Genomic DNA, 10,982 nt, shown 5'->3' on the forward strand with positions numbered 1-10,982 from the left:
CACCCCCTCTCTATTCTTTCTCCACCCCTTTTGTGTGTTTTTTTTTTTTTTTATCCCCCCCCGCCCCGCCGGGGGGGGGGGGGGGCCCCACCCCCCCCCCCCCCGCCTGTGTCGTCGAGGTCGGTCAGATCCCGAGGTCCTCCAGGAAGCTGAACATCTCGTCGTCCGTCGCGGAGGCGATCTGCTCGGCGACGGTGTCACCGGAGCCGCCGGCCTCGGCTTCGTCCAGGCTGGCCAGGATGTCCCGCAGGCGGCTGCTCAGCCGGCTGCGGACCACCGTCTCCAGGCTCTGCTGGGCGATCGACTTCTCGATGCGGTCGAGGTCGGCGAAGAGCCAGAGGTCGTCCGCCTCCTCCTCCACGTCCCCGAACCGGCCCGCCAGGTAGCCGGCCAGGGCGGTGGAGGTCGGGTAGTCGAAGACGAGCGTGGCCGGGAGCCGCAGGCCGGTGGCCGCGTTGAGCTGGTTGCGGAACTCCAGCGCGGTGAGGGAGTCGAAGCCGAAGTCCTGGAAGGGCTTCTCCGGGTTGATCTCCGACTCCCCGGCGAACCCGAGGATCGTGGCCACCTGGGCCCGGACCAGCTTCAGCAGCCGCTCCTGTCGCTCGGCCGCGGAGAGGCCGGCCAGCTGGGTCCCCAGATCGGCGGACGAACGGGCCTCCCGTACGGCCGTGCGGCGGTTGCCGGCCGGGAGGAGTCCGCGCAGCAGGGCGGGGACGTCGTCGCCGCGGTTGCGCAGGGCGGTGGCGTCGACGCGGAGCGGGACGAGGACGGGTCGGTCGGCGGTGAGACCGGCGTCGAAGGCGGCCAGGCCCTGGGCCTCCGAGAGCGGGGGCAGGCCCTGGCGGCGCATGCGCTCCAGGTCCGACTCGGCCAGCCACTCGCTGAGGCCGGTCCGGGCGTCCCAGAGGCCGTAGACCAGCGCCGTGGCGGGCAGACCGGCCGCTCGGCGGTGGGCGGCGAGGGCGTCGAGGAAGGCGTTGGCGGTGGCGTAGTTGGCCTGGCCGGCGGCCAGCACCATGCCGCCCGCCGAGGAGAACAGCACGAAGGCGGCGAGCGGCAGCTCGCGGGTGAGCTCGTGCAGGTGCCAGGCGGCGTCGGCCTTCGCACCCAGGACCCCGTCGAACTGCTTCGGGGTGAGCGCGTCCACCAGCCCGTTGTCGCCGACGCCGGCGGCGTGGACGACGCCCGTGAGCGGGTGCTCGGCGGGGACGGCGGCGAGCAGCTCGGCCAGCGCGGTCCGGTTGGCGACGTCGCAGGCGGCGACGGTCACCTCGGCGCCCAGCCCGGTCAGCTCCGCGACCAGCCCCTCGGTACCGGCCGCCGCCAGGCCGCGGCGGCTGGCCAGCAGCAGGTGCCGGACGCCGTGCACGGTGACCAGGTGGCGGGCGACCAGCGCGCCGAGGCCGCCGGTGCCGCCGGTGATCAGGACGGTGCCCTCGGGGTCGAGGACGGTGTCGGCGGGGGTGGGCGCGGCCTGCCGGGTGAACCGGGGGACGGTCACCTGGCCGGCGTGGATCGCGAGCTCGGGCTCGTCCCCGGCGGTGACGCGGGCGAGCGCGGTCAGGCTCTCCGGGGTGTCGTCGCCGAGGTCGGCCAGGACGAACCGGCCCGGGTGCTCGGCCTGGGCGGCGCGGACCAGGCCCCAGACCGGCGCCAGCGCCAGGTCGGGGGTGTCGGTGGCGACGCCGCCCCGGGTGACCAGCACCAGGCGGGCGGTGGCCAGCTTCTCCTGGGCCAGAAAGCCCTGGACCAGTTCGAGGGTGCGGGACGAGGCGCTGCGCAGCCGGTCGGGGACCTCGCCGTCCTCGGCGGCGGTGATCTCCGCCAGGATGTACGGCGCCTCGGTCTCGGCGAGCGCCTCCCAGTCGGGGAAGCGGTCGGCGCCGGCCAGGCCGGTGAGGCCCTCGCCCAGGACGGCCAGGCCGCCGGGCGCGCTGTCGGCGACCGCGGTGCTCGACCAGTCGACGCCGAACAGGACGTCGGACACGCGGCCGGCCGAGGCCAGCTGCTCCACCGAAACCGGCCGCAGTCGCAGCGAGCCCACCGACAGGACCGGGGCACCGGCCGCGTCGGCGACGTCGAGCCGGACGCCGTCCGTGCCGGGGCCCTCGGAGCCGACCCGGACCCGGACCACGGACGCGCCGGTCGCCTGGAGGGACACGCCCTGCCAGGCGAACGGCAGCGATGGCCGGCCCGGCTCCACGCCCTGGACGAAGTCGCCCAGGCTGATGGTGTGCAGGGTCGCGTCGAGCAGCGCGGGGTGGAGGCCGAAGCGGCCGGCCTCGGTGCGGGCCTGCTCGGGGAGTTCGACCTCGGCGTACACGTCGGCGCCGTGGCGCCAGGCGGCGGTGACGCCCTGGAACGTCGGGCCGTAGTCGAGGCCGAGGTCGGCGAGGTGGTCGTACATGCCGTCGACGGAGACGGGTTCGGCGTCCCGGGGCGGCCAGGGGACCAGGTGGCCGGGATCGGCGGGGGAGACCGGGGAGAGCAGGCCCTCGGCGTGCAGGGTCCACGGCTGGTCGCCGTCCTCGGACCGGGAGTGCACGGTGACCGGGCGGTGGCCGGTGTCGTCGGGGGCGCCGACGACGACCTGCAGCTGGACGCCCTCGCCCGGGGGGAGCAGCAGCGGTGCCTGGAGGGTGAGTTCCTCGATGGTGGTGCAGCCGGCCCGGTGGGCGGCCTGCAGGGCCAGCTCGATGAAGGCGGTGCCGGGCAGGATCACGTTGCCGTGGACCTGGTGGTCGGCGAGCCAGGCGTGGGTGCCGAGCGAGAGCCGGCCGGAGAGCACCAGCTGGTCGGTGGTGGCGAGTTGGGTGACGGCGGCGAGCAGCGGGTGCTCGACGGTCGACAGGCCGGCGGTGCCGACGTCGGCCGAACCCTCGATGGAGGCCAGCCAGTAGCGCTGCCGGTCGAAGGCGTAGGTGGGGAGGTCGACGGGTGCGGCGTGCTCGGGGAGCAGTGCGGTCCAGTCGACCTTGGCGCCGCGGGTCCAGAGGCCGGCGAGGGCTTCGGTGGTGGTCTGGGTCTCGGGGCGGGTGCGGCGGGTGAGGGCGACGGCGGTGAGGTTGGTGTCTTCGGTGAGGGTCTGGCGGGTCATGGCGGTGAGGACGGCGTCGGGGCCGACCTCGACGAAGGCGGTGATGCCGTGGGCGTGTGCGGCGGTGATGCCGTCGGTGAAGCGGACGGCGTCGCGGACGTGCTGGACCCAGTACTCGGGGTCGGTGAGCTGTCCGGCCTCGGCGAGGGTGCCGGTGACGTTGGAGACCACCGGAATGGTCGGCTCGTTGTAGCCGATCTGCTGGGCGATCTCGCGGAAGTCGGCGAGCATCGGGTCCATCAGCGGGGAGTGGAAGGCGTGGCTGACGCGCAGGCGCTGGGTCTTGTGGCCGCGCTCGGCCAGCTCGGCCGCGATCGCGGTGACGGTCTCGTCGTCACCCGAGATGACCGTGGCGTTCGGCCCGTTGAGGGCGGCGATGGAGGCCTTGTCCTCGTGCCCGGCGAGGAGCGGGAGGACGTCGGTCTCGGTGGCCTGGACGGCGATCATGGCGCCGCCGGTGGGCAGGGCCTGCATCAGCCGGCCGCGGGCGGCGACCAGCTTGGCGGCGTCGGCGAGGTCGAACACCCCGGCGACGTGGGCGGCGGCGATCTCGCCGATCGAGTGGCCGACCAGGATCTCCGGGCGGATGCCGAAGGACTCCAGGAGGCGGTAGGCGGCGACCTCGAAGGCGAACAGGGCGGGCTGGGTGTAGCCGGTCTGGTCCAACTCCTCGGACTTGAAGCACAGTTCGCGCAGCGAGCGGCCGAGGTGCCGGTCCAGCTCGGCGCAGGCCGCGTCGAAGGCCTCGGCGAAGACCGGGAAGCGCTCGTGCAACTCGCGGCCCATACCGGTGCGCTGGGCACCCTGTCCGGTGAACAGCGCAGCCACCCTCGGGGTGCCCGTCGCGATGCCCTGGACCAGGCCGACCGCGGTGCCGCCCTGCGCCAGCGCGGCCAGCCCGGCGGCGGCCTCGTCACCGACGACGACGGCCCGGTGCTCGAAGACCGCCCGCGAGTGCAGCGCCTTCGCGACCGCCTCCGGGGCCACCTCGGGCCGCTGTCCGACGAACTCGCCCAGCCGCGCGGCCTGTCCGCGCAGGGCCTCCGCGCCGGCGGCGGACAGCAGCCACGGCGTCGGCCCGGCGGCCGGGGAGGTCTCGGCGGGGGCCTCGTCGGCCTCGGCCTGCTCGATGATGACGTGCGCGTTGGTGCCGCTGATCCCGAACGAGGAGACACCCGCCCGGCGCGGACGCCCGAGCTCCGGCCACGCCCGCTCCTCGGTCAGCAGCTCCACCGAGCCCGCCGCCCAGTCCACGTGCGGGCTCGGCTCGTCCACGTGCAGCGTCTTCGGCAGGACACCGTTGCGGATCGCCATGACCATCTTGATCACGCCGCCGACGCCCGAGGCCGCCTGCGCGTGTCCGATGTTGGACTTGAACGAGCCCAGCAGCAGCGGCTGTTCACGCTCCTGCCCGTACGTGGCCAGGATCGCCTGCGCCTCGATCGGGTCGCCGAGGGTGGTGCCGGTGCCGTGCGCCTCGATCGCGTCCACGTCCACCGTGGTCAGTCCGGCCTGGGCGAGGGCCTGGCGGATCACCCGCTCCTGCGAGGGGCCGTTCGGCGCGGTGATGCCGTTGCTCGCGCCGTCCTGGTTGACGGCGGAGCCGCGCAGCACGGCCAGCACCCGGTGCCCGTTGGCCTTCGCGACCGACAGCCGCTCCAGCACCAGGACGCCGACGCCCTCGGCCCAGGAGGTGCCGTCCGCCGAGGAGGAGAAGGACTTGCAGCGGCCGTCGGCGGCCAGGCCGCGCTGGCGGCTGAACTCCAGGAACATGCCGGGGGTGGCCATCACGGTCACACCGCCGGCCAGCGCGAGATCGCACTCGCCCTGCCGCAGCGCCTGCGCGGCGAGGTGCATCGCTACCAGGGACGAGGAGCATGCCGTGTCGACGGTGACCGCCGGGCCCTCGAAGCCGAGGGTGTAGGAGACCCGGCCGGAGATCAGGCTGCCGCCGCTGGTGGAGGCGTACACCTCGCCCAGGCCGTAGTCGTGGTACATCACGCCCGCGAACACGCCGGTCCGCGACCCGCGCAGCGTGCGCGGGTCGAGACCGGTGCGCTCGACGGCCTCCCAGGAGGCCTCCAGCAGCAGGCGCTGCTGCGGGTCGATGCTGAGGGCCTCCCGGGGGGAGATCCCGAAGAACTTCGGGTCGAACTCGGCGGCGTCGTAGAGGAATCCGCCGCGCCGGCAGTACGAGGTGCCCTGGTGCTCCGGGTCGGGGTGGAACAGGCCGTCGATGTCCCAGCCCCGGTCCTCGGGGATCTCCGAGACGGCGTCCCGGCCCTCGGAGACCAGCTCCCAGAGCTGGTCGGGGGAGCCGACCCCGCCGGGGTAGCGGCAGGCCATGCCGACGATCGCGATCGGTTCGCGGTCCTTCTCCCGGACTTCCTGGAGCCGCTGCCGGGTCGAATGCAGCTCGGCGGTGACACGCTTGAGGTAGTCGACCAACTGCTCTTCACTGGCCATGGGTTATCGCCTTCCTCACTGCACCGGCTCAGGAGAGCCCGAGTTCGTTGTCGATGAAACTGAGCAGCTCGGCCGCGGTGGCGGCTTCGAGCTGACCGGTCACGTCCTCCGTGCCGGCGGGCCGGGTCAGCTTCTTCCAGCCGGCCAGCAGCTGCTCGAGGCGGGCGGTGACCTCCTCGTGGTCGCCCTCTTCGGCAGCGCCGGCGGTGTTCAAGGCGATCTCGACGGCGTCGAGTTCGGCGAGCAGCCCGCGTCCGGCGGCCGGCGTGCTCGGGGTCAGCGCGGTGAGCAGGTAGCCGCACAGGGCCACCGGGCTCGGGTAGTCGAAGACGAGCGTGGCGGGCAGGCGCAGCCCGGTCGCGGCGTTCAGCTGGTTGCGCAGCTCGACGGCCGTGAGGGAGTCGAAGCCCAGGTCCTGGAAGGCCCGTTCGGCCTCGACCGCGTCGGCGGAGGCGTGGCCGAGGACGGCCGCGGCCTTCTCCTGGACGAAGCGCAGGACGGCCGCCTCGCGCTCGGCCCCGGCCAGGCCGACCAGTCGGCGCTCCAGCTCCACCACCCCGCCGGCGGCCGCCGCACCCTGGGCGGTGCCGCGGGTGGGGGCCGGGAGGAGTCCGCGCAGCAGGGCGGGGACGTCGTCGCCGCGGTTGCGCAGGGCCACCGGGTCGACCCGCAGCGGGACGAGGACCGGCCGGTCGGCGGCGAGGCCGGCGTCGAGGGCGGCCAGGCCCTGGGCCTCGGAGAGCGGGGGCAGGCCCTGGCGGCGCATGCGCTCCAGGTCCGACTCGGTCAGGCCCTCGCTGAGGCCGGTCCGGGTGTCCCACAGCCCGTAGGCGAGGGCGCTCGCGGGCAGGCCCGCCGCTCGGCGGTGGGCGGCGAGGGCGTCGAGGAAGGCGTTGGCGGTGGCGTAGTTGGCCTGGCCGGCGGCCAGTACCATGCCGCCCGCCGAGGAGAACAGCACGAAGGCGGTCAGCGGCAGTTCGCGGGTGAGCTCGTGCAGGTGCCAGGCGGCGTCGGCCTTCGGGCCGAGGACCCCGTCGAACTGCTTGGGCGTGAGCGCGCTCACCAGCCCGTTCTCGCCGACGCCCGCCGTGTGCACCACGCCGGTGAGCGGGTGCTCGGCGGGGACGGCGGCGAGCAGGCCCGCCAGCGCGGTGCGGTCGGCGACGTCGCAGGCGGCGATCGTCACCTCGGCTCCCAGTGCGGCGAGTTCCGCGCGCAGCTTCTCCGCACCCGGGGCTCGGTCGCCGCGGCGGCTGGCCAGCAGCAGGTGCCGGACCCCGTGGGTGGTGACCAGGTGGCGGGCGGTCAGCGCGCCGAGGCCGCCGGTGCCGCCGGTGACCAGGACCGTCCCGGTCGCGTCGAAGACCGGCCCGTCGGCGGGTGCGACGGTCTGCCGGGTCAGCCGGGGGACGGCCACCCGGCCGTCGGCGACCGCCAGTTCGGGCTCGTTCCCGGTGGCGGCGCGGGCGAGCAGGGCCAGGCTCTCCGGGGTGTCGTCGGCCAGGTCGGCCAGGACGAACCGGCCGGGGTTCTCCGCCTGGGCGGCGCGGACCAGGCCCCAGACCGGCGCGAGCGCCAGGTCGGGGGTGTCGGTGGTGACCTCGCCCCTGGTCACCACGACCAGGCGCGAGTCGGCCAGCTGCTCCTGCGCCAGGAAGGCCTGGACCAGGTCCAGCAGCCCGTACGCGGCGGCCCGGACCCGGCCCGGCACGTCCTCGGCCGAGCCCGTCGGCGCCTCGACCAGCAGGTGGTCGGGGGCGGTTCCGGCGGCGGCCAGCTCCGCCCAGTCCGCGAACCGCTGCGCGTTCGGCAGTCCGGCCAGGCGGCCGTCGCCGAGCACGGCGAGGGTGCCGGTGGCGGTGGGCGGAACGACGGCGGCGGTCACCCAGTCCAGGCCGAACAGCACGCCCGCGGCCTTGCCGGAACCCGCCAGCTGGGAGGCGGACACCGGGCGGATGCCGAGCGAACCGACCGACAGCACGGGGGCGCCGGTCGTGTCCGCGATGTCGATGGTCACGGCGTGGTCCTCGACGTAGGACATCCGGACCCGGACCGCGGTGGCGCCGGTGGAGCGGAGGGTGACCCCCGACCAGGCGAACGGCAGCAGCGTGTCCTCGGTGCCGTCCTCGCGGCCGAGCAGCAGCATCATGTGCATCGAGGCGTCGAACAGCGCCGGGTGCACACCGAACCGGGCGGCGTCGGCGTGGGCCTCCTCGGGCAGCTCGACCTCGGCGAACACCTCCCGGTCACGCCGCCAGACCGCCTTCATGCCCTGGAACACCGGCCCGTAGCTGTAGCCGCGTCCGATCAGGTACGCGTAGGCGTCCTCGGAGTCGACCGGCTCGGCGCCGCGCGGCGGCCAGTTCACCAGGTCCTCGTCCGCGGTCGCGGACTCCGGCGCGGCGGGAGCGAGCAGGCCCTCGGCGTGCACGGTCCACGGCGTCTGCGGGACGTCCTCGGCGCGCGAGCAGACGGACACCGGGCGGTGGCCGGACTCGGCGGGGGCGCCGACCAGCACCTGCACCTGGAGTCCGCCCTGCTCGGGCAGGACGAGCGGCGCCTGGAGGGTCAGCTCCTCCAGCACCGGGCAGCCGGCCTGGTCGCCCGCCCGGATGGCCAGCTCGGCCAGACCGGTACCGGGCACCAGGGTGGTGCCGTGGACGGTGTGGTCGGCGAGCCAGGGGTGGGTGGTGAGCGAGAGCCGGCCGGAGAGGACCAGCTGGCCGGTGGTGGCCGGCTCGGTGACGGCGGTGAGGAAGGGGTGGTCGAGGGTGTGCAGGCCGGCGGTGGCGAGGTTGCCGGTGGGGGCCTGGCTCCGGATCCAGTAGTGCTGGTGGTCGAAGGCGTAGGTGGGGAGGTCGACGGGTGCGGCGTGCTCGGGGAGCAGTGCGGTCCAGTCGACGTCGGTGCCGCGGGTCCAGAGGCCGGCGAGGGCTTCGGTGGTGGTCTGGGTCTCGGGGCGGGTGCGGCGGGTGAGGGCGACGGCGGTGAGGTTGGTGTCCTCGGTGAGGGTCTGGCGGGTCATGGCGGTGAGGACGGCGTCGGGGCCGACCTCGACGAAGGCGGTGATGCCGGTTGCGGCGGCGGCGGTGATGCCGTCGGTGAAGCGGACGGCGTCGCGGACGTGCTGGACCCAGTACTCGGGGTCGGTGAGCTGTCCGGCTTGGGCGAGGGTGCCGGTGACGTTGGAGACCACCGGGATGGTCGGCTCGGCGTAGGCGATCTGCTGGGCGATCTCGCGGAAGTCGGCGAGCATCGGGTCCATCAGCGGGGAGTGGAAGGCGTGGCTGACGCGCAGGCGCTGCGTCTTGTGGCCGTCCGCGGCGAGCCGCTCGGCGATCGCGGTGACGGTGTCGTCGTCACCCGAAATGACCGTGGCGTTCGGCCCGTTGAGGGCGGCGATGGAGGCCTTGTCCTCGTGTCCGGCGAGGAGCGGGAGGACGTCGGTCTCGGTGGCCTGGACGGCGATCATGGCGCCGCCGGTCGGCAGGGCCTGCATCAGCCGGCCGCGGGCGGCGACCAGCTTGGCGGCGTCGGCGAGGTCGAACACCCCGGCGACGTGGGCGGCGGCGATCTCGCCGATGGAGTGGCCGACCAGGATCTCCGGGCGGACCCCGAAGGACTCCAGGAGGCGGTAGGCGGCGACCTCGAAGGCGAACAGGGCGGGCTGGGTGTAGCCGGTCTGGTCCAACTCCTCCGACTCGAAGCACAGTTCGCGCAGCGAGCGGCCGAGGTGCCGGTCCAGCTCGGCGCAGGCCGCGTCGAAGGCCTCCGCGAAGACCGGGAAGCGCTCGTACAACTCCCGGCCCATACCGGTGCGCTGGGCACCCTGACCGGTGAACAGCGCAGCCATCCTCGGGGTGTCCGTCGCGACGCCCTGGACGAGACCGGCTACCGCCCCGCCCTGAGCCAGCGCGGCCAGCCCGGCGGTGGGTTCGTCGCCGAGCACCACGGCCCGGTGCTCGAAGACCGGGCGCGCGGCGAGGGCGCCGGCGATCGCGTTGAGGTCGGACTCCTCCTGCCGGCCGAGGAGTTCGCCGAGGCGGGCGGCCTGACCGTGCAGGGCCTGCGGGCTCTTGGCGGACAGCAGCCACGGCGCCGGACCGTCCACGGGGGAGGTCGCGGTGACGGCCACCGGTTCGGCCTGCTCGATGATGACGTGCGCGTTGGTGCCGCTGATCCCGAAGGAGGAGACACCCGCCCGGCGCGGACGCCCGACCTCGGGCCAGTCGCGGCGCTCGGTGAGCAGCTCGACGGCGCCCGCGGTCCAGTCGACGTGCGGGGTCGGCTCGGCCACGTTCAGGGTCTGCGGCAGCACGCCGTGCTGCATCGCCATGACCATCTTGATGACCCCGCCGACACCCGCCGCGGCCTGCGAGTGGCCGATGTTGGACTTCAACGAGCCGAGCCAGAGCGGCTCTTGGCGGTCCTGGCCGTAGGTGGCGAGCAGGGCGCGGGCCTCGATCGGGTCGCCGAGGGTGGTGCCGGTGCCGTGTGCCTCGACGGCGTCGACGTCGGCGGCTGCCAGTCCGGCCTGGGCGAGGGCCTGGCGGATCACCCGTTCCTGCGAGGGGCCGTTCGGGGCGGTGAGACCGTTGCTGGCGCCGTCCTGGTTGACGGCGGAGCCGCGGATGACGGCGAGCACGCGGTGGCCGTTGGCCGTGGCGGCGGACAGCCGCTCCAGCACCAGGACGCCGACGCCCTCGGCCCAGGAGGTGCCGTCCGCCGAGGAGGAGAACGACTTGCAGCGGCCGTCGCCGGCCAGCCCGCGCTGGCGGCTGAACTCGACGAACGCGGCCGGGGTGGCCATCACGGTCACGCCTCCGGCGAGCGCGAGGTCGCACTCGCCCTGTCGCAGGGCCTGTCCGGCGAGGTGCATCGCGACCAGCGAGGAGGAGCAGGCGGTGTCGACGGTGACCGCCGGGCCCTCGAGACCGAGCGTGTAGGAGATCCGGCCGGAGGCGACGCTGCCCGCGCTGCCCGTGCCGACCATGCCTTCGAGCTCACCCGGAACGGCGGCCAGCGGCGGCGCGTAGTCGTGGTACATCGTGCCCGCGAACACACCGGTTCGGCTGCCCCGGAGGCTGAGCGGGTCGATCCCGGCCCGCTCCACGGCCTCCCAGGAGGTCTCCAGCAGCAGGCGCTGCTGCGGGTCGGTCGCGGTGGCCTCGCGCGGCGAGATCCCGAAGAAGCCCGCGTCGAACCGGCCGGCGTCGTGCAGGAACCCGGCGTGGCGGCAGTACGAGGTGCCGGAGTGCTCCGGGTCGTCGTCGAAGAGGCCGTCGAGGTCCCAGCCGCGGTCGACGGGGAAGGTGGAGATGCCGTCCCGGCCGTCGGCGACGAGTTGCCAGAGGTCTTCGGGGGAGGTGACTCCGCCGGGGAAGCGGCAGGCCATGCCGACGATGGCGATCGGGTCGTC

Annotated in this window: 2 protein-coding genes; both read right to left on the reverse strand. The window is 74.5% G+C overall.

Translation table 11 applies throughout. The features are described from left to right. Positions 1-124: 124 nt before the first annotated feature. Positions 125-5,563, reverse strand: a complete 5,439-nt coding sequence (locus ACFVVX_RS37535; RefSeq protein WP_387952638.1) for a type I polyketide synthase — start codon at positions 5,561-5,563, stop codon at positions 125-127. Positions 5,564-5,591: 28 nt separating this feature from the next. Next, positions 5,592-10,982 (reverse strand): type I polyketide synthase (locus ACFVVX_RS37540; protein WP_387952639.1); only part of this gene is annotated, 5,391 nt, incomplete at its 5' end.

Origin of the sequence: Kitasatospora sp. NPDC058170, assembly GCF_042883905.1 — a bacterium.
Taxonomy (GTDB): domain Bacteria; phylum Actinomycetota; class Actinomycetes; order Streptomycetales; family Streptomycetaceae; genus Kitasatospora.